Origin of the sequence: Cohnella sp. GbtcB17, from assembly GCF_019091135.1 — a bacterium.
Lineage (GTDB): Bacteria > Bacillota > Bacilli > Paenibacillales > Paenibacillaceae > Cohnella.
The window spans coordinates 18,822-36,577 of record NZ_JAGXJW010000050.1 but is presented as its reverse complement, the minus strand read 5'-3'; the positions used below and the strand labels follow the sequence as shown (position 1 = coordinate 36,577).

At 61.9% G+C, this 17,756-nt stretch carries 18 protein-coding genes; 4 read left to right on the top strand and 14 right to left on the bottom strand.

What is annotated here, in order from left to right:
* Positions 1-14 precede the first annotated feature (14 nt).
* Positions 15-563 (bottom strand): NADPH-dependent FMN reductase, encoded by a 549-nt coding sequence (locus KVT38_RS24400; protein ID WP_217596352.1) that lies wholly within the window; start codon positions 561-563, stop codon positions 15-17.
* A 629-nt stretch (positions 564-1,192) separates the two neighbouring features.
* Entirely contained in the window at positions 1,193-1,891 is a 699-nt protein-coding gene (locus KVT38_RS24395; protein ID WP_217596351.1) for a hypothetical protein, read from the bottom strand.
* A 262-nt stretch (positions 1,892-2,153) separates the two neighbouring features.
* Here KVT38_RS24395 and KVT38_RS24390 point away from each other — a divergent pair, with 262 nt between their 5' ends.
* The gene (locus KVT38_RS24390) at positions 2,154-2,762 is read left to right on the top strand and encodes a TetR/AcrR family transcriptional regulator (RefSeq protein WP_217596350.1); all 609 of its coding nucleotides are present in this window, start codon (positions 2,154-2,156) and stop codon (positions 2,760-2,762) included.
* A 91-nt stretch (positions 2,763-2,853) separates the two neighbouring features.
* Positions 2,854-3,795: a copper amine oxidase N-terminal domain-containing protein gene (locus KVT38_RS24385; RefSeq protein ID WP_217596349.1), complete on the top strand. Its 942-nt coding sequence runs from the start codon at positions 2,854-2,856 to the stop codon at positions 3,793-3,795.
* Between the two features lie 48 nt (positions 3,796-3,843).
* Here KVT38_RS24385 and KVT38_RS24380 read toward each other — a convergent pair whose 3' ends face one another.
* Both KVT38_RS24380 and KVT38_RS24375 read right to left on the bottom strand, forming a co-directional pair.
* Entirely contained in the window at positions 3,844-4,605 is a 762-nt protein-coding gene (locus KVT38_RS24380) for a TSUP family transporter (protein WP_217596348.1), read from the bottom strand.
* Between the two features lie 6 nt (positions 4,606-4,611).
* On the bottom strand, positions 4,612-5,835 hold the full coding sequence (locus KVT38_RS24375; RefSeq protein ID WP_217596373.1) for an MFS transporter: 1,224 nt from the start codon (positions 5,833-5,835) through the stop codon (positions 4,612-4,614).
* A gap of 191 nt (positions 5,836-6,026) precedes the next feature.
* Between KVT38_RS24375 and KVT38_RS24370 the strand changes: the two genes are divergently transcribed.
* Entirely contained in the window at positions 6,027-6,431 is a 405-nt protein-coding gene (locus tag KVT38_RS24370; protein WP_217596347.1) for a VOC family protein, read from the top strand.
* A gap of 742 nt (positions 6,432-7,173) precedes the next feature.
* Here KVT38_RS24370 and KVT38_RS24365 read toward each other — a convergent pair.
* From KVT38_RS24365 to KVT38_RS24320, 10 genes are all read right to left on the bottom strand, one after another.
* On the bottom strand, positions 7,174-7,590 hold the full coding sequence (locus tag KVT38_RS24365) for a VOC family protein (protein ID WP_217596346.1): 417 nt from the start codon (positions 7,588-7,590) through the stop codon (positions 7,174-7,176).
* 116 nt (positions 7,591-7,706) lie between these two features.
* Entirely contained in the window at positions 7,707-8,474 is a 768-nt protein-coding gene (locus tag KVT38_RS24360) for a DeoR/GlpR family DNA-binding transcription regulator (protein WP_217596345.1), read from the bottom strand.
* Positions 8,475-8,512: 38 nt separating this feature from the next.
* A complete protein-coding gene (locus KVT38_RS24355; RefSeq protein ID WP_217596344.1) occupies positions 8,513-9,568 on the bottom strand; it encodes an aldose 1-epimerase family protein in 1,056 nt (351 codons plus the stop codon).
* Between the two features lie 78 nt (positions 9,569-9,646).
* A complete protein-coding gene (locus tag KVT38_RS24350) occupies positions 9,647-10,177 on the bottom strand; it encodes a D-lyxose/D-mannose family sugar isomerase (RefSeq protein ID WP_483298187.1) in 531 nt (176 codons plus the stop codon).
* A 553-nt stretch (positions 10,178-10,730) separates the two neighbouring features.
* Entirely contained in the window at positions 10,731-11,930 is a 1,200-nt protein-coding gene (locus KVT38_RS24345; protein WP_368859155.1) for a carbohydrate kinase family protein, read from the bottom strand.
* Between the two features lie 2 nt (positions 11,931-11,932).
* A complete protein-coding gene (locus KVT38_RS24340; RefSeq protein ID WP_217596342.1) occupies positions 11,933-13,102 on the bottom strand; it encodes a Gfo/Idh/MocA family protein in 1,170 nt (389 codons plus the stop codon).
* A complete protein-coding gene (locus KVT38_RS24335) occupies positions 13,102-13,941 on the bottom strand; it encodes a class I fructose-bisphosphate aldolase (protein WP_217596341.1) in 840 nt (279 codons plus the stop codon). The genes KVT38_RS24340 and KVT38_RS24335 overlap by 1 nt, the downstream gene beginning before the upstream one ends.
* Positions 13,942-14,164: 223 nt before the next feature.
* Positions 14,165-14,365 carry a hypothetical protein gene (locus tag KVT38_RS24330; protein ID WP_217596340.1) on the bottom strand — a complete coding sequence of 67 codons (201 nt, stop codon included), beginning with the start codon at positions 14,363-14,365 and terminating at the stop codon, positions 14,165-14,167.
* Positions 14,366-14,449: 84 nt separating this feature from the next.
* Entirely contained in the window at positions 14,450-15,847 is a 1,398-nt protein-coding gene (locus KVT38_RS24325; RefSeq protein ID WP_217596339.1) for a (Fe-S)-binding protein, read from the bottom strand.
* Positions 15,840-17,255, bottom strand: coding sequence for an FAD-linked oxidase C-terminal domain-containing protein (locus KVT38_RS24320; RefSeq protein WP_217596338.1), 1,416 nt, complete (start codon positions 17,253-17,255; stop codon positions 15,840-15,842). The genes KVT38_RS24325 and KVT38_RS24320 overlap by 8 nt, the downstream gene beginning before the upstream one ends.
* 237 nt (positions 17,256-17,492) lie before the next feature.
* Between KVT38_RS24320 and KVT38_RS24315 the strand changes: the two genes are divergently transcribed.
* The gene (locus KVT38_RS24315) at positions 17,493-17,684 is read left to right on the top strand and encodes a hypothetical protein (protein ID WP_217596337.1); all 192 of its coding nucleotides are present in this window, start codon (positions 17,493-17,495) and stop codon (positions 17,682-17,684) included.
* The last annotated feature ends 72 nt before the right edge of the window (positions 17,685-17,756 follow it).

Sequence of the window (17,756 nt, the reverse complement as noted above, 5' to 3'; positions counted from 1 at the left end):
TAGCGAAAGACGGGTCAGCGCCGTCCGATCAGGTCCAGAAAACGATCGACGACGACGTCGATGTGCGTCAGCGTGCGTTCGTCCGTGAGGCGGGCCCCGCCTTCGCCAAACTTTTGCGGCGCTTGTGCGACCGCGATCTCGTTGCCCGCCGGAGGCAGCATGACCGCCTGGATGCCCGGGCTCGACAGAATCTCCCGCAGGTGCAGCTGTCCACGCAGCGTACCGTACATGCCAGGGCTCGCGCCGGCGGCAAGCACGGGCTTGCCGATCAGTACCTTGTCTCCGCGCGACAGCCAGTCGAGCGCATTTTTGAGCACGCCCGGCACCGACCAATTGTACTCCGGCGTCAGAATGAGCACGCCGTCCGCCGCGGCGACCTGCTCGCTCAGCTTCCGCACGGACGCGGGCGGATTCTCCTCCTCGTCCTGATCGAAAAACGGCAGCGTGCCGAGATTCGCGATCTCCAGCTCGAACTTGCCCCGGTACCTCTCCTGCATGGTCAACGCCAGCTTCAAATTCACGGACTCCCTGCGCAGACTGCCTACTAGCGCGATCAGCTTCATCTTACTCAGCAACCTTTCTCTCGATCATTCGGTCATGGCAAATTAAAACGACTCCCTCACCATAGCAGGCCGCATGCGGTGATTTCAAGCGAATGGGCTTTTACTGCGGTCTGACCGCGCCGCCGATAAGCGCATTACGGCACTATCTCGGCTCTCGAACCCCCTCCTGTGCCCCCGATAAGCACATTTCGGCACTATCTCAGCTCCCGAAGCCCTCTCACGCCGCCGATAAGCTCATTTCAGCACTATCCCGGCTCCCGAAGCCCCTCCCGCGCCCCCGATAAGCACATTCCGGCACCATCTCGGCTCCCGAAGCCCTCTCGCGCCGCCGATAAGCTCATTTCAGCACTATCTCGGCTCCCGAAGCCCCTCCCGCGCCGCCGATAAGCGCATTTCAGCACTATCCCGGCTCCCAAAGCCCCTCCCGCGCCCCCGATAAGCGCATTTCGGCACTATCCCGGCTCCCAAAGCCCCTCCCCCGCCGCCGATAAGCACATTTCGGCACTATCTCAGCTCCCATACCCTCTCCCGCGCCGCCGATGAGCGCATTTCGGCACTATCCCGGCTCCCGAAGCCCCTCCCGCGCCGCCGATAAGCACATTTCGGCACGATCTATCTGCCCACTCATACTACGATCCGCCCCTGCTCAACATTTCCTTCCCCTTTTCTCCAAGCATATAGCCAAAATCTCTGCGATCGCTGCCTCCGACACGCGTAATGAGTTGGGATTGCTTCATGCCTGCAATTAACCCACGCGCTTTTCTATGCCCGATATTTAACCAAGTCCTCACGTCCTTCGGCGTAAACATTTTTGAATCGGCTGCCATCCTTAGCAACTCCCGCTCGTATACGTCCAACTCCATCATTCCAACCCCACCACGCCCCCGCCTCCCCAACACCTCGTACACCGCTCGCCTGCACATCTCGGGCTTCTTGTCCAATTCATCCCGGCTGAACGGGAAGTATGCGTAGCCGCTCAGCGCAAAAGTCCGCACCCGCATGCGCTCGAACGAGAAGCGATCCCTTGTCATCAACTCGACATGCGGCACGTAGCCGTCGCATTCGAATACCAGTCCCAGCGGTTCGTAGTAAACGTCCGCATAAATCTTCACGCCGTTTGTCCCGATCATCTCATATTCCAAATGAAAGCCTTCGAGCGACCCGAACACCGGCAGCAGAAGGTCGGTCAGCAGCTTGATCGTGCCGCTTAAATCTCGCTGCAGCATCTCGAGCCGCTGCCCCGTCGCGCTCCTTCTCTGCTTTTCGATAAACGCCGCTACGATAGAATCTGCCCGATCCGTCTTCCCGCGAAAATCTCTTTTAACCATGGCGATGACCCGCTCCTCCCGAGATTGTGTTGAAAAACAAAAAGCCGCCCACTCCCCAAGGGAGCAAGCGGCGTGTGCTTCACGCGCATATTTGTTATGAACCATAAGTCCGTCAGCATCAGAATAGCATACGGCGGCGAGGCTGCCAAGCTCTTGCACGTCCCCGGCTCTTTATTGCACCTGTCTGCTTGTCACGGTATATTCAATCCATATTGTATTTAGCGGAAAACAACCGTGTCGGCATGGGAAAGGAGCGAGCGCGATGTCGCCCAAAGTGACGGAAGCGTACAAGGAAGAGAAGCGAGCCTCTATTCTGGCCGGGGCGCTTCATTGCTTACTGGATAAAGGATTTCAAGCGACGACGGCCGACGACATCGCGCGTCATCTTCGAATCAGCAAGGGCACCCTTTACGGCTACTTCGCCAGCAAAGAAGAGATCTACATTCAGCTGGCCCACGCCCGCATGGACGAGATGATCGAATCGCTCAACGCGCTGCACGAAGAGACGTCAAGCGCCAAGGCGATGCTCCGGCATATGTTCGAACGCTTCCGCCGGCAGCCGCTGGACGAGCTTCGCAAATGGCTGACGTTTCACCTGGAATTCACGACCTACGCATCGCGCCGTCCCAAGCTGATCGCCTCCAATCGCGCCTACCTCGATAAAGCCTTGAAACTGCTCAGCCGAATCCTTGCAGCTGGCAAGCAATCCGGCGAGTTCCGTGCCGATCTGGACGAGTCTGCGGCCGCCTACCTGTTCTGGGCCGTCCGGGACGGACTCGCCATGAGCTTTCTCCTGGACGGAGACGAGACGGAGTACCGGCGAATTGTGGACGAGATGGAGACTATGGTCATGAAGCATTTGACCGCTTGACCGCGGGCGCTTGCTCGGAGCAGCATGATGACGTGGAACAGCAACTATTTGCGTTCATGCTCGTCTATACGGTCAGAGAGGAGCGTGCCCCATGTTCAAGCAGATCGTCTGCATCGCCTTGGTCGCAAGCGCGCTGTCCGGCGCCGATGCCGCCTCGGCTGCAGCTCCCGCGCATATTTATGTGAAAGACAAGCTGGTTGAGGCGGCCGACGCCCCTATCGTAGAAAAAGGCAGAACGCTCGTGCCGCTCAGCGCCGTCGCCGGCCCGCTCGGCCTGTCGCTGTCCTGGAACTCGGCGGCCAAGACGGCCACGTTCGGCAAATGGAACGAGCGCGTCAAGCTTGCCGTCGGCAGCGGTGTCGCGATCGCGAGCGGCAATCCGTCGCGTATGGGGGGCATCAAGCTCGACAGTCCCGTGCGGATCGTAAAGGGGCGCGTGTATGTCCCCCTGCGGTTTCTGGCGGAGCAGTTCGGATACCGGGTGTCCGTGGAGGGACGGGACGTGCGCATTCGCACCCCGCTTGACGCAGCGCAGCTCGCGCTGCTCCGCGACGGCGACCTCGCCGAGGCGAGACGCCTCGCGATGTCGCTCCCGCCCGAGCTCACGCATTATGCCGTAGACCTGCTGCCCTACACGCACGAACGCGAGGGCTACAACGTGACGTGTCTGTTCCCCGAAGGCCGTTCGGACCGCATGATCGTCGTGAATGGGGACCAAGCGTCTTACGCCGAGCTGACCGAGGACGGCTGGATCGTGAAGTGGCAGGCGCATATTCCGGTCGGAGAGAAAGATACGATCGAGCTGCTGTGGGAGATGAAGGTGACGGATCAAAAAGGAACGGCGCCGAAGCTGCAAGGCAGCTATCTGTTCTGGTCCAGCACGGACCACCTCACGACGAACGTGCTGACCTCGGGCCGCCTTAGCGAAACGGGGAAGGAAATCCTCGGCTCGCGCATCACTTACGCAGACGAATCCGGCGGCCAGACGGAAGGCGACCTGTCGTTGACGCTGCCGGGCGAGGTGCGGCGGTAGGTGCGATGCGGCAAACCGGGATTCCACCGGGTAAGCGCCTGAATGCATTTACAGCAAATCGAGCACCTGCTTGCCGATCAGCAAGGCGCAGACGACGAGGAACAGTGGTTTGATGTACGCGCGGCCGCGGCGGATCGCGAAGCGCGAGCCGAGCCAGGAGCCGGCGACCATGGCCGCGCCCATGATCAGCCCGACGCCGTAGTGGACGGAGCCGAGTGCGAGGAAAGTCGCCAGGCTCGCCAGATTGCTGGCGAAGTTCAGCGCCTTGGCGTTGCCGGCGGCCTTCACGAAGTCGAAGCCGAGCAGCAAAAAAGCAAAGATCAAACACGACCCGGTGCCCGGGCCGAAAAATCCGTCGTAGAAGCCGAGCACGAACGCGGCGATGCCCGTCAGCCAGGCGGTACCGGCGGTAAAGCGGACAAAGGCGGCCCGTTCGCCCCAATCCCTTCGCAGCAGGGTATATACGGCGATGACCGCCAGCATCGCAACGACCATCGGCTTCAGGAAGCCGGACGGCACATGCCGAAGCGTGAGCGTGCCGAGCGCAGCCCCCAGCAAGGATAGCGGGATCAGCCCCCGCACTGCGCGGATGTCGACATGGCCCGACGCGAAAAAGGACAGCGTGCTGGTGAGCGACGACAGCGTGCCGGCCAGCTTGTTGGTGCCGAGCGCGGCCGCAGGCGGCAGTCCGGCGGTCAGCAGGACGGGAACCGAGATGAGTCCGCCCCCGCCGACGACCGAGTCGACGAAGGCGGCCGCGAATCCGCCGACAACGACGAGCAGCAGCATCCCGATACTTAGATGATCCATGGCGGCTTAGTACCTTTCCCCTCTTTTGCGCAAATACGCATAAAGCACAAGGCACGCAGCTGCGCACAGCAGCGCCATCGCCCCGATAAACCCGTAGCCCGCCTGCAGGCCGAGCAGCCCGCTCGCCTCTTCGCCCCTGTCTGCGTACAAGTCGCGAACCCCTTCAATCAAGCCGCCGATCGCGAGATTGCCGAGCACGCTGCCGATGCCCATCAGCGTGACGGTGAAGGTGATCGCCGTTCCTGTGCCGCGGGGATAACGCTTGGCAAGCAGCGCCATCACGGTCGGATAGATCGGTGCGATGCCGACGCCCGCCAGGGCGAACAGAATCGCGCCGCTCTCTCCCGCGAACAGCGCCGCAATGCTGCAGACGCCCGAGCTCAGCGACAGGACCATGATGGACATCGTGTAGCCGAAACGGTCCGTCAGCGGTCCGAGCAACAGCCTCGCAAGCGTGAAGCAAAGGAAAAAGGCCGACAGCATGCCCGATGCATCGGTTGGGCTCCAATCGTATGCTTTTTCCAAAAAGTTTACCAGCCAGCTCCCGATCGACAGCTCCGAGATGACGCCGGAGGTAAGCACAAGCACGATCAGCCAAGCGACGGGATCGCGCAGCAGCTTGCGGTAGGAGATGCGTTCCTCTGCCTCGTCGTGGGCCGGCTCGGCCGGGAGACGTCCAAGGAGTGCCGGAATGACCGGCAGCAGCGACAGCATGAGCACGATGACATACATGCCCCTCCATCCCAACGCGTCGCCGCCCGGCAGCCGCCAGCCCATCATCGACGCGGCCACGATCGGCGCGACGATCGAGCTCAAGCCGTAGAAAAAGTGCGAGAGATTCATGAGGAAGCCCGTATTCTTGACGAAAATGCGCGCCGCGAGAATGGCAAGCGCGATCTCCAGCATGCCGTTGCCGATATACATAAAAAAGTACGAGGCAGTCAGCGCTTGAAAGCCGTTTGAGACGCCGATCAATACGCCCCCCACTGTCATCGACACAAACGCCGCGATACTGGTTGCCCTAATTCCGACTTTGTCGGCGAGATAAGAAGTGAAGGTACAGGCGACCAGATAGCCGAGCGAGTTCAGCGCTAGCATCAGGCCCAGTTGGCCTTCGTTCAAGCCGAAGTCCAGCTGCATCCGCGGGATGGCGGGACCTTTCACGTTTTCAGACAAACCGAATACGAGGAAGCCGCCGAATACGATCGACAGCAGCCATATTTCGTTCATGCTTATTTTCGAAGCGCGCTTAATCAATTTGCACAAACCTCCGTATGATGCGATAACAAGATAGCCGGACAATAGCAACATTGTCCCTCAAAGCAGGCAAAAGAGCAATCGAAAAGAAGTGGGCCGGTCGTTCGGATGATAGAATAATAAAAGAACGGCAAACGCATGATGAATTCAGGAGGCGGATAATCGTGGCAAGATTGGTTCCCTACATTTTTTCTGAAGACGCGAGGTCTCAGTCCCAGTTCTACGTCGACGCGCTCGGCGGCGAGCTCCTCTCCGTCATGACGTTCGGCGACGCGCCGGGTACGCCCGAAGCGCTGAAGGAGAAGATCATGCACCTGCACATGGTCGCGGGCGGCATCACGATCTTCATGTCCGACAGCCCGAGCCGGCAGATCGAACGGGGCAACGGCACGGCGCTCAGCCTGCTGTTCGATACCCCCGACGAAGCCCACGCGGCATTCGACAAGCTGGCCGCCGGCGGCACGGTCCACGATCCGCTGAAGCAGCAATTCTGGGGCGCCCTGTTCGGCGCGCTGCAGGACAAGTATGGCGTCGAGTGGCAGGTTTCGACGGAACAGCAGCAGAGCTGATCGCGCAATGTGAACGCACCACAAGCCAAAAGACCGCTTCCGGCGGTCTTTTTGGCGTGGTTTTTATGTGACAGGCCGCGGGCATACACGATTTGTTCCTGGTTGAGACTTCTCGGGCGCGTGGGGCTGCGGGCAGGCATGATTTGTTCCTGGTCGAGACTTGCGGGGCGTTTGGTGCGGCGTGCAGGTACGATTTGTTCCCGGTCGAGACTTCCCGAGCGCGTGGAGCTGTGGGCAGGTACGATTTGTTGCTGATTGAGACTTCCGGGGCATGTGAGGCGGCGGGCAGGCACGATTTGTTCCTGGTCGAGACTTCTCGGGCGCGTGGGGCTGCGGGCAGGCATGATTTGTTCTTGGTCGAGACGTCCCGGGCGTGTGAGGCTGCGGGCAGGTACGATTTGTTGCTGATTGAGACTTCTCGGGCGCGTGGGGCTGTGGGCAGGTACGATTTATTGCTGACCGAGACTTCCGGGGTATGTGAGGCGGCGGGGAGGCACGATTTGTTCCTGGTTGAGACTTTCGACGCGTGTGGGGCTGCGGGCAGGCATGATTTGTTCCTGGTCGAGACTTCTCGGGCGCGTGGGGCGGCGGGCAGGTACGATTTGTTGCTGATCGAGACTTCTCGGGCGCGTGGGGCTGCGGGCAGGTACGATTTGTTGCTGGTTGAGACTGAAAAGCCCGCTACACGCCCAGCGGACGGGTTAGCGGGCTGCTAACGGTGACTTCGGCGGCGTCTGTGAGATCAGGACTCCTGTACGTACGTCGGATCCATGTGGAACACTTCCCACAGATGACCGTCCAGATCCTGGAAGCTCTCGGTATACATGAAGCCGTGGTCCTGTGGATCGTTGGAAGCCGAGCCGCCGGACGCCAGCGCCTTGCGGACGAGTTCCTGCACTTCTTCCTTGCTGCTCACGGAGACGGCCATGATGAACTCCGACGTTTTTGACGCGTCGGCGATGTCCTTTTTGATAAACGTCTTAAAGTACGGCTCGGACAGCAGCATCGCGAATGCGGTATCGCTTAGGATCAGGCATGCGGCATTGTCGTCGGTGAATTGCGGGTTGAACGCGAACCCGAGCGCTTCGAAGAAGGCGATGGAGCGCTTCAGATCCTTGACCGGCAGGTTGAGAAACGTTTGCGAAATTTGAAAAGCCATCGTCGTCACCTCATGGTTTCGTTTTGTCCGAATCGGACACTAACGTCATATTACCATGGCGAGCAGCCGCGCATTTCTTCTCGATTGCTATATCTGCGAAAAGGAATCCGCTGCGCTCACTCGGCCGCATCGACCCGAACGCCCGCCTCCGCGCAAGCCCGCGCGAGCTCGCCGTCCGGCGGATGATCGGTGACGATGCGATCGACGTCAGCGAGCCCGGCGAACGATACGAGCACGCGCGCGCCGAACTTGGTGCGGTCGAGCACAATCGTCGTCTCCTTCGCCTGTCGTATCGCGATGCGTTTGATCTCGGCCTCGTACAGGTTGGAGTTGCTGAAGCCGTGTTCTTCGCTCAGCCCCGTCGCGCCGAGAAACGCGCGGTCGAACGCCATCCCGGACAGGCTCTGGGCGGCGATCGGACCGACGAGCGAATGCGTGGACTCGAGCAGCATGCCGCCGGTCATGATCGTCGGAATCTGCTTGGACGCCAACTCGGCCGCGATGTTCAGCGCGTTGGTCATGACCGTGATTTGCTGTCCGGATCTCATCGCGCGCGCGATCTGCAGCGTCGTCGTGCCGCCGTCGAGAAACACGGACTCGCCGGGGGCGATCAGCGCAGCCGCGTGCCGGCCGATCCGCGCCTTCTCGTCCGTGTACAGGCCGGTGCGGTCCTGCAGCGCAACGTCGCGGTAGACGTAGATCGCCCCGCCGAACGTGCGCCGGACGCTGCCGCCTTCCTCAAGCTTCTCCAGATCGCGCCGAATCGTCATCTCGGTCACGCCATGCCTCTCGCTCAGCTCCGAGATGCGGACCTCTCCGCTCTGCGCGATCTCCTCGTGGATCTGACGCTGCCTCGCGTTCCAGTCCGCCTGATTGTGAATCATCTGCCGCCGCTCCTCCCGTCCGCCGTGCGCGTCCCTCTTTATTCCTCTATCATCGCTCGTTCGGCCTCGATTTTCAACTCCAGCCGATGCGTCACGCTCTCGCCCGGCGCGAGCATGACCAGCCTGCCTTCGCGAACCTCCGCTTCGTAGCCCTCGACCCGGCAGTTGGCGGGCTCAAGCCCGAGCACGTGCGCGCCGGCGCCCGGCATGCGCCACTGCACGAGCCGGGGCAGCGTGTCCGCGGACCAGCGCAGCCGGACCGATACGTCAGCGGCCCTAGGTCCCGCAGGAAAGGCCGGTTGGCGCAGGCAGGCTTCGGCCATCCCTTCGCGGTCGTTCAGCTCGTGATAAAAAACGCGCTCCGCGGCGCTCGGATCGGGTCGTTCCCAGCCGACGCAGTCCGCTTCCGTGCCCGCACCGCCGAGCTCCGAGGAGATCGCTGGCGGTAAAGTCAGCGCAGTCCGCTCGTCCAGCAGCGGGAATCCGAAATTGAAGTGGTACAGCATCATATGGGGAGACGGGGAAAAGCCCACATTTTCCACGCGGTCTTCGATGCGAAACGAGTTGTCGCCGAGCTTGCCCGATACTCGGCGGCGCAGCGTGAGGTTGGCGCCGAACAGCGCGTTTTCCTCAATCGTCCCTTCAACGCGCCAGACGAGCTCGTCGCCGGCCCATTCCTCTCGCGCGGACACCTGCGAGGCAGGCGTATGATGCGCCCGGCCGTGCATTCCTTGCGGTCCGTCAGGCGTCTCCGAGGGCGAGCCCGCATGCGTCAGGCCGCACGTCATAAGCAGGCCGCCCGACGCGGTTCGCAGCCAGCCCCTGCCGGAGGCTTCATAGTAGGACGGATGCGCGTCGCCCGCCGCGGACTGCCACGACAGCGGCGCGCCCCACAGCTCCGCCCGCGAGATGTCGAGCCCCTTGGACGGCACGATGTCCAGCGTCAGTCCCGCGCCGGTCGTCACGCGAACCAGCTCGACGCCCGCTTCCTTGCCCTCCGACAGCGTCATGCGCCGCACGCCGCCGATCTGGCTCATGCGGCCGACGCGGGCTTCGATCTCGCGACGCGTCCAATCCTTGCCGTACAGTCGCATTTGACCGCCTCCGCTTCCTCATCTACTCGTAATGCCGCTAACCGCCAAGTCTTTCTTTCACCAGGCAAGCCCTCTCCCTTAATCTTCGACGATCGGCGGGATCCGGACGACGGCCGGGTCGGTGAACACGTCGAACTCGTCGCGGCTCGTGCTGGAAAATTCGGATACGATCGCGCCTTCCGGCCCGCCCTGGAACCAGTGCTTCGTATTCGGCGGTATCGTATATTGCTCGCCCGGAGTCAGCACAATCTCGTGCCGCACGGTGTAGTGCGCCGCGCTTCGCTCGGGAATTCGCGCCTTTACTTCCGCTACTGGCTCGCCTTCAACGTACAAATAGACGAGCCCCCAGCGGCAGCGGAACGTCTCCATCTTGCCGGTTTCACCGCCGACGTCGGGATGCAGATGCTCAGGACAGGTCTGATAGGGGAAAAGAGCGAGCTCCTTCGCGCAATAGCGGTCCGTGTTAACGTAGGTAACAAGCTCGAGCCCCTCCGTCTCCAGCTCCCCAAGCCCGAAGCCCGCCACTTCGATGCCGGCGCGCTCCTCCTCCGTCAGCACGATGCCAGCCCTGCGAAAAAGTTCGTCGGTGCTCCGCTGCGCTTCGCGAATCTCGCTGCGTCTGATGCTCATCGGTATCGCTCCTCTCTGGAATTGTTTGTCAGTTTATGCGTTGCGGTATGGGATAGCTAGTCGGATACCGGTGCCTGCCAATATGAGCATTTGCACCTTATCTCGGTTAGATGAGGCTGCGAGTGCCAGTTGTGCGGCGAAACCGTGTAACTCCGGCAGAACGCGCGTTGTGAGGGCTAGTTGTGCGATACAATCGCATAACTCGGCTGATGCCCGGCTGTGCGGCGCGAGTTGTGCGATAAAATCGCATAACTCGACCGATGTCTAGCTGCGCGGCGCGAGTTGTGCGATACAATCGCATAACTCGACCGATGCCCGGCTGCGCGGCGCGAGTTGTGCGATAAAATCGCATAACTCGGCAGATGCCCGGCTGAGCCGCACCAGTTGTGCGATACAATCGCATAACTCGGCCGATGCCCGGCTGCGCGACCCCAGTTGTGCGATAAAATCGCATAACTCGACCGATGATCGGCCGATAAGCGCATTCGCGCTTATCCCGAGCCAGCCCCCTGCCCCTACAGCGCTGCGCCGCCTAGCGCCCGCCGGTCCACAGCCCGCTGTCCTCGAGCCGCGTCCAGCCTGGCAGCGCCAGGACCGGCGTCCGCTGGCGCCAGCCGGCGTCGATGCGGCGCTGCAGATCCGCCCAGCGCGGGATGCCGCTGACGGCGTCGGCGCGCTCGACGTTGCAGGCGCCCGTGCCCACGGCGCTAAGCAGCGCGCGCTCGAGCGTCAGGCCGCTCGCGAGCCCGCCGAGCAGCCCCGCGATCGTGCAGTCGCCGGCGCCCGTCGTGCCTTCGACGTCGACCGCGAAGCACGGCGCGAGCAGCTCGCGCGCCAGCCAGCCGCCGATCGCGTCCGCACCCGGCGCGCAGGCGCCCATCGCCGCAAGACGCGCGGCATCCGCCGTCGTGCGGACGTACAGTCCGTGCTCGCCGAGCTTGATGCCGGCCACCGCGACGCCAAGCCTGAGCAGCTCCTCGCCCAGCGAAAACAGCAGCGCGCCGTCCGCCAGCCCGAGCAGTTCCTCGCCGCCGCTGCGCGCGGACAGTTCCCGGTACGTGTCCGGCCGAAGCATAAACAAAATTTCCTCCAGGCTCGGCAGAAACACGTCGACATGCGGCAGCGCCCGGGCGAGAATCGCCGGCCAGTCAGCTCGACCGGCGTCGGACGCGGGATCGGGCCTAGCCATGTCGAGCGAAACGGTCGCCCCGGCTTCCTTCGCTCGCGCAAGCAGACGAACAAGCTCCTCGCCGCCGCGCTCGTACATGCCGCGCATAAGCGGCGGGTAGCCGAAGTGGAGCAGCCGCGTGCCCGCAAGCGCTTCCGAACTAACGTCGGCAGCGGCGAACGTATCGTTCGTTCCCGTCGCGTGCAGGAAAATGCGATCGATGCCCGGCGGGCTGATGACGATCGTGTAGGAGCTGCTCTCGCCGGCCGACACGATCATTCCGTCGCTCGCGCCGGCGCCGTAGGCGTCGAGACATTCCTTGATCGAACGTCCGAAGGCGTCGTCCCCGATCTTGCCCATGAGTCGCGCGTCGAAGCCGAGCCGCCGCAGGGCGAGCCCCGTGTTCGCCACGGCGCCGCCCGTCGACAGGCTTGCCGGTCCGATCTCGACCAGCTTGCCCGGCGCCAGCAGTTGGCTTAAGCCTTCGGGATGCGAGGGCAGCGCCGGAATGATATCCAGGCAGATATGCCCGGCGACGACGATGTCCGCTGCGCGGTCCGTCACGTTTATTCCTCCCAATCGATCGCGATCGTGTTGCCCGTGCGCTCCGATTCGAGCGCGGCGGTGAAGACGAGATGGCTGGCGGACGCCTCCTCGGGCGTCGCGCAGCGGAACGGCTGGCTCATCCCCGCGCCGCCCTGGCCAACCAGCTCGTCGCAGAAAGCCGCCCACATTTGCAGGATCGAATCGGAAAAGCCGAATTCGAAGATGCCGCCCGTAATCGTTCCGTACGCCGATTTGTAAGGCGCGTCGACGACATGCCAGGCCTGCGCGCCGCCCGGCTCGTAAGGAAGCGAGGCGACCTGCTTCGGATTTTTGGTCGTGAACTCGGCCGAGAAATCCGTTCCTTGAATGCGGATGAACCAGGTGTTGGCATGTCCGGGCGCGATGCGCTTGGTGGACAGCACCATCGGAAAACGCTGACCGTCCGTCTCAACGTCGCAGGCGAGAATGGCGTTGTCCCATGTCTCGCACGGCACCAAGCCGCCCTTGCCGTCCGGACGCTCCGGCACGATCTTTGACAGCAGCGAGCGCACGCTTTTCGGCTTCCAGCCAAAGCGAAGCGGCAGATGCAGCACGTGCATGCCAAGATCGCCCATGCAGCCGTACTCGCCGTTGGTGGCGATGCGCCGTTTCCAGTTGATCGGCTTCGTCGGATCGAGGTCGCTCGAATGCCAGAAGCCCGCCTCCACCTCGATGATCCGGCCGAAGCGGCCCTCGTTTACCCATTTTACGATCTGCTGCGCGCCCGGGTAAAACGGAAATTCCGACGAGCACCGCACGATGACCTCGGGATGCGCGGCCAGCGCCTCGCGAATGGCGGCGTTCGCTTCGCGGTCGATGCCGAACGGCTTCTCGCCGAGCAGATGCTTGCCGGAGCGGATAATATCGATATAAATCTGCTGATGAAGATTATGAGGCACGGCGCAGTAGACGGCGTCTACGTCGGGGTTGGCAAGCAGCTCACGATAATCGCCGTAAGCATGGACGACGCTCGGCACGTTGTCGACGAACCATTCCGTCGCTGCCGGATTGGCGTCGCAGACGGCGACGATGCGCGGCTCGAAGCCGACGTCCGTCAGATGGCACCACCGGGCGGCGGCGCTGGCGAACTCCTTGCCCATGAGGCCGCAGCCGATGACGCCGAAACGGATGATGCGCTTGTCCTTCGCCATTAGGCTCGGCCTCCCTTCAGGATCGCGAGCGCTTCGTCCGCGGACGCGCCTTGGTGCACGATCGCCATAAGCGCAGACGTCATGCCGGCCGGATTCGGATGCTGGATGACGTTGCGGCCGTAGACGATGCCGGCGGCGCCCTGGTTCATCAATTCGACGGTGCGGGCGACGATCTCTTCGTCGCTCGCGCGTCCGCCGCCGCGAACGAGGACGGGGATGCCGGAGGCGATCTCGATGACCCTGTGATATTCGGACACGTCGTCGCACGGATCGGCCTTAATGACGTCGGCGCCGAGCTCGACCGCCTGACGGACGAGCGGCATAATCTTTTTCAGATCGCCGTCGACCATATAGCCGCCCTTCGCCTCGTTCGGCAGCATGACGAGCGGTTCGACCATAAGCGGCATGCCGTAGCGCTCGCACTCGGCCTTCAGCGCAGTCACGTTGCGCACACATTGATGGTGCAGCTCCGGCTGCTCCGGCAGCAACAGCAGGTTGACGCACACGGCGACGGCGTCGAGACGGACGGCTTCTTCGATCGCGCCGGCGATCAGCTCGCTGAACAGAAAGCGCGGCAGCGCGCTGCCATAAATGTTGGCCGCATCCGTGCGCAGGACGAGGCCCGGCTTCTTGCCCGGCAGCGACTGAAGACGGCGCGCCTGACCCGTGCTGAGCTGCACGCAGTCCGGCCCGGCCTCCACGATCGTGCGGACGGCGGCGTCCATCTCCTCGATACCGGCCAGAAACGTATGCTCGTTAAAAAAGCCGTGATCGATCGCGACGTCAAAGCACTTGCCCTGGGCGCTGAACATCCGGTTCAAACGATATTTGTGCGACATTTTCGCATCTCCTCTTCTATTGCTGATGTTATTTTGTAACATGACTTTATCATATTTAACATTAAATCGCTACGATTAAATTTAAAACGATAATTTTGTTTGCTTTTTTCACACGCCTGATCGCAAAAAAAAGCTGCCCCGATCATGCCTTGACATGTCGGAGCAGCTCGATAAGCCTAAATGAATCTATTCGTTAAAAAGACGCTTGCGCGCGAATCCCCTCTTACTTGTCCGAGGGCTTGCGACGGCTCTTGTTCATGCGGGAAAAAATCACGAAGGCGGCGACGATCATGGCCATAAACCCGACGCTTGACGCCGGCTCGGCTTCCATGCCCAGCAGCATGCAGGCGTTGGTCACGATGCTTCTGACGAGCAGCGCGGTCACGATGAGCAGCACCGGGCGAACGAAGTTGTACTTCCTCAAGGGCGAACCTCCTAGACTGTTTAACTATCATTATATAGGTTCGGCCGCCCGTTCGCACGCCAAGTATTTACTTCTTTAAAAAACTTACGCCTCGCCGCCGGGAGTCGCGATCCGCTCGTACAAATAGTCCACGATATGCATCGCCTTCATGTCGCCGCCGCGGCCGTGCTTGTCGATGCCCAGCTTCATCTGCAGCAGGCACCCGGGATTGCTCGTCAGCAGATACTGCGCGCCCGTCGCATTGGCATGCTCCATCTTGTGTTCGAGAATCTGGCCCGCCATCTCAGGTTGCGTGACGTTGTAAATGCCGGCCGAGCCGCAGCAGCGATCGGATTCCCGCATTTCGCAAAATTGAGCGCCGGCAACCGACTTCATGAGCTTGCGAGGCGCGACGGAGCCCTTCATGACGTTGCGCAGGTGACAGGAATCCTGGTACGTGATCGTCGCCGAAGCCCCAATAGATGCGACTGCCTCCGGCACCGCGCCTTCGGCCGCTGCTTCCGCGAAGGCGGGCACGCGCCCCTTTTCAACGAGAATCGTGCTGATGTCGACGACGCGCTTCGCGAACCAGGCTGCGTCGGCCGCCCAGGACTCATCCTCGTGCAGCAGGTGATCGTACTCGACGAGCAAGGCGCCGCAGCCCCCCGCGTTGCTGACGATATAGTCGACGCCGGCATCCATGAACGCTTTAACGTTGACGCGCGCCAGTTCGCGCGCCTGGTCCATCTCGCCGCTGTGCGCGTGAAGTGCGCCGCAGCAGCCCTGCGCCTTGGGAATGACGACGTCGAAGCCCGCCTCGGACAGCAGCTTCACCGTGTTCACGTTCGTGTCGGCGAACAGCACGTCCATGATGCAGCCCCTGAACAAAGCGACCGTCGCAATCCGTTCTCCCTTGGCCGGGTAGCGCTCGCCGAGACGCTCGACGACGCCCTTGGAGGCTGCCTCCGGCAAGATCTGCTCCATCTCCCGCATATGGGCGGGGAACAGCTTCATGACGCCGGTGCCGCGCGCGACCTTCTGGAGGCCGGACTTCTGGTACAGCCGGAGCGACTTGCCCAGCAGCTTCATCCGGCTCTGATGCGGGAATATGCCGCGAAAAAACAGCTTTCGCGTTCCTTTGACGACGGCCCCATGCTGGGCATGATCCTCGATCGCGTCGCGCGTCTGCTCGATGAGCTGGCCGTACTTGACGTCGGCCGGACAGACCGGCTCGCACGCGCGGCAGCCGAGACAGTGGTTCATCTGATCCTCGAATGCCTGGTCGGGCTCCATCACGCCGTCGACGACCGCCTTCATGAGCGCGATCCGGCCGCGCGGCGATTCGGGCTCGACGCCCGTCTCGCGGAAGGTCGGACAAGCCGGCAGGCAGAACCCGCAGCGCATGCAATTGGTAAGCTGATCGTAATCGAGCTTTTTCAGCATCGTGCGCGCGAGCGGATTGGCATGCTCGATGTCCGGCTTGCCGAAGGTTTGACTACTCATGGTGCAGCACCACCCTTTTTCTCGTCTCCTTGGCGAACAGCTTGCCCGGGTTCAGCAGTCTGTGCGGATCGAACGCCTGCTTGATGCCCTTCATCATGTCGAGGCCAGCGGTTCCGACCTTCCATTCAAGATAAGGCGCCTTGACGATGCCTACGCCGTGCTCGCCCGTGATCGTGCCGCCCAGTTCAATGGATGCCTCGAAAATTTCGGCGAACGCCTGCTCGACCCGGTGCACCTCGTCATGATCGCGCGCGTCCGTCGTCGCCGTCGGATGCAGATTGCCGTCCCCGGCGTGGCCGAACGTCGCGATCGTCACATTGTACTTGCGCGCGATCTCGTTGATGCGCAGCACCATGTCCGCGATCTTCGAGCGCGGCACGGTCGCGTCCTCGAGGATCGTCGTCGGACGCAGACGCGCGAGCGCCGTGAACGCGCTCCGCCGGGCGGTCAGCAGCCGCTCGGCCTCCTCGCGGTCGGCGGCGACCTGCACGCGATCCGCTCGTTCCGCGATGCAGATCTCTTCGATCAGGGCGATATCCCGCTCCACCGCTTCGGGATCGCCGTCCTGCTCAATAAGGAGGATCGCCTCCATATCGAGCGGCAGCCCGAGCTTGGCGAAGTCGTCGACGACGCGGATCGTCGGATTGTCCATGAACTCGAGCGTCGCCGGAATGATCCGCGCTTCGATGATGCGCGAGACGGTGCGCGCCGCGCCGTACAAGTCGCGGTACATCGCCAGCATCGTCTTCTTGGCGCGCGGCGGCGGCACGAGCTTCAGCGTCGCTTCGGTGATGATCGCGAGCGTCCCCTCCGAGCCGACCAGCAGCTTGGTCAGGTCGTAGCCTGCCACATCCTTCATCAGCTTGCCGCCCGTGCGGATGATCTCGCCGCTCGCGAGCACGGCTTCAAGACCGATAACGTAGTCCTTGGTCGTGCCGTACTTGAGTCCGCGCAGACCGCCGGAGCACTCCGCGATGTTGCCTCCGATCGTCGAGATGCGCATGCTGCTCGGATCCGGTGGATAGAACAGCCCGAGCGACTCGATATGTGCGATGAACTCGGCCGTGATAAGGCCCGGTTGCACGGTCGCCGTCAAATTTTCGAGATCCACCTCGAGAATGCGGTTCATGCGGTGCATAACCATCACGATGCCGCCCTCAAGCGGAACCGTGCCGCCGCACAGGTTCGAGCCGGATCCCCTGCTCACCAACGGCACGCGGTGCTCGGCAAGTACTTTCATGACGGCCGCCACTTCGGCGGTCGAAGACGGGTAGACGACGCCGTCGGGCAGCGCCTGAAGCATCGGCGTTCCATCGTAGGAATGCGCGACACGGGCCTCCATATCCTCTCTATAGTAACGTTCGCCGACAATGGCACGCAGTTTGGACGCAAGCGCCGTTTCCGTCATGTTACGTTTCACCCCTAATTGTTCAGGTCATCTGATGACTTTAATTGTAACGGGAAAGGACCGATTCGTAAATCCCCAATTATGCCAAAGTCGGCGCATACCTGAACCCGCGTGCCCCCCGCTGCACTTCGACGACCGCGGCCATTCGCCTCGTTCGGCGCGATTCCTGCGCCCGTTTGGGTATGGGCGGCCGAGTCTGGGTAATCTTAGATAAGAAAGCGCTAAGGAGGGATTGCCATGATACGCAAGGATGGAGACGTAGAGTCCTATACCGAAGCTTCTTCCCCGACGCCGCCCGGCAAGGATGATCTGCTCGCGACGGATATGCTGAACGACGCCGTGGAGGAAATGGTCGATTCGGTCGAGGAGACGTTCACGGATCACAAATCCGCCGAGGAAAACAAGAGCGTTTCGGAGAAAAACAAATAAACTTCCGGGCAAAACAGCTAAGCCTCGAGCAAGCCGCGGTCATCGGCCGCGGCTTCGACTGCGTTACTTTTG

What these genes read in the sequence shown, in the direction of transcription:
- KVT38_RS24355 (WP_217596344.1), bottom strand. Translation starts at nt 9,568, where the DNA reads ATGCGACTGTACGGCAAGGATTGGACGCGTCGCGAGATCGAAGCCCGC.
- KVT38_RS24325 (WP_217596339.1), bottom strand. Translation starts at nt 15,847, where the DNA reads ATGAGTAGTCAAACCTTCGGCAAGCCGGACATCGAGCATGCCAATCCG.
- KVT38_RS24340 (WP_217596342.1), bottom strand. Translation starts at nt 13,102, where the DNA reads ATGGCGAAGGACAAGCGCATCATCCGTTTCGGCGTCATCGGCTGCGGC.
- KVT38_RS24395 (WP_217596351.1), bottom strand. Translation starts at nt 1,891, where the DNA reads ATGGTTAAAAGAGATTTTCGCGGGAAGACGGATCGGGCAGATTCTATC.
- KVT38_RS24315 (WP_217596337.1), top strand. Translation starts at nt 17,493, where the DNA reads ATGATACGCAAGGATGGAGACGTAGAGTCCTATACCGAAGCTTCTTCC.
- KVT38_RS24360 (WP_217596345.1), bottom strand. Translation starts at nt 8,474, where the DNA reads ATGATTCACAATCAGGCGGACTGGAACGCGAGGCAGCGTCAGATCCAC.
- KVT38_RS24385 (WP_217596349.1), top strand. Translation starts at nt 2,854, where the DNA reads ATGTTCAAGCAGATCGTCTGCATCGCCTTGGTCGCAAGCGCGCTGTCC.
- KVT38_RS24375 (WP_217596373.1), bottom strand. Translation starts at nt 5,835, where the DNA reads ATGAACGAAATATGGCTGCTGTCGATCGTATTCGGCGGCTTCCTCGTA.
- KVT38_RS24335 (WP_217596341.1), bottom strand. Translation starts at nt 13,941, where the DNA reads ATGTCGCACAAATATCGTTTGAACCGGATGTTCAGCGCCCAGGGCAAG.
- KVT38_RS24320 (WP_217596338.1), bottom strand. Translation starts at nt 17,255, where the DNA reads ATGACGGAAACGGCGCTTGCGTCCAAACTGCGTGCCATTGTCGGCGAA.
- KVT38_RS24400 (WP_217596352.1), bottom strand. Translation starts at nt 563, where the DNA reads ATGAAGCTGATCGCGCTAGTAGGCAGTCTGCGCAGGGAGTCCGTGAAT.
- KVT38_RS24390 (WP_217596350.1), top strand. Translation starts at nt 2,154, where the DNA reads ATGTCGCCCAAAGTGACGGAAGCGTACAAGGAAGAGAAGCGAGCCTCT.
- KVT38_RS24365 (WP_217596346.1), bottom strand. Translation starts at nt 7,590, where the DNA reads ATGGCTTTTCAAATTTCGCAAACGTTTCTCAACCTGCCGGTCAAGGAT.
- KVT38_RS24380 (WP_217596348.1), bottom strand. Translation starts at nt 4,605, where the DNA reads ATGGATCATCTAAGTATCGGGATGCTGCTGCTCGTCGTTGTCGGCGGA.